The sequence below is a fragment of the Mesorhizobium sp. M2C.T.Ca.TU.002.02.1.1 genome, from assembly GCF_003997225.1.
In genome coordinates this window covers 1-992 of record NZ_RZTO01001309.1, presented here as the reverse complement: position 1 = coordinate 992, position 992 = coordinate 1, and the positions used below count along the sequence as shown (strand labels likewise).

Annotated in this window: 2 protein-coding genes; both read right to left on the bottom strand. The window is 67.2% G+C overall.

The genetic code is table 11. From position 1 onward, the window contains the following. Positions 1-665, bottom strand: a 665-nt coding sequence (locus EOD07_RS35705; protein WP_164772915.1) for a DMT family transporter, incomplete at its 3' end; no start/stop codon positions are given. A 137-nt stretch (positions 666-802) separates the two neighbouring features. Continuing rightward, the coding region (locus EOD07_RS35700; RefSeq protein WP_164772914.1) for a short-chain fatty acyl-CoA regulator family protein at positions 803-992 on the bottom strand (190 nt) is incomplete at its 5' end.

The window sequence follows — 992 nt, the reverse complement described above, 5'->3', positions numbered from 1 at the left end:
ACCGCGAATGCCGAGGCCTGGGAAGCGGCGAAAGCACCGGCAAGCAATGCCGCAAGGCAGTTGGCCGGCACCATGCGCACATGCGCGAAGCGCCGGGTGATCACGGTCGCGACCGAAAACATCACCGCGATCAGCAGCGCCAGTCCGTCGCCGATCGGCGAGACGGCGCCGCCCAGGGATTCGGAGACCATGATGGCGACGCCGACGATGACGGCTGCAATCGCGATCCAGGTCGCCGGACCGACGCGTTCGCGAAACAGCAGCCAGGCAAGCAGAGCCGCAAGCAGCGGCACGCCGGCCTGCATCAGGAGGATGTTGGCGACCGTCGTGTAGGCAAGCGCCACCACAAAGCTGGTCGAGGCGGTGGCGAAGCAGAAGGCGACGCCGAGGCCGGGCAGGCCCATGTGCCGAAAGAGGTTCAAGGTGCCGCGCCAACCGTCGCGCCACAGCATGAATGCGATGAGAAAGGCCACGGCCCAGAGCGAACGCCAGAACACCACGGTCCAGCTGTCGCCGATATGGATGAAACGGGCGATGGTGCCGCCGAAACTCCACATAAGCGCCGACAGGAAGACCAGGAGCATGCCGATCCGCTCCTCGCGCGGCGAGACGGCCGGCAAGGCGGTGGAGGAAGAGGCGACAGGGGACGAGGCGGTATCGGTCATGGCAGATGACTGTCAGCGGGTTGCGTTCGACACGATGCACCAGGGACGACAAGGAACTGCGTCTCAATCGCGTAGCGCAAAGGCGCAAAACCGGCGTGATCCAGCGTCCGGCGAAGCTTGGGGCACATCCGCCGGGATCATCCCTGGAAATCGAAGGCGCTGAGGCCCGTCACCATCTCGTCGAGGCCGAGCGGGCGCGTCACCGGCGGCTCGGCGCGCGCAAGGCAGCCGACGCGCTCGCAGAGCCTGCAGGCGGGACCTACCGGCGTGGCGAAGCCTTGCCCGGGCTTGCCGGTGGCTCCAACCGGCAGCGCCGCGCCATAGACG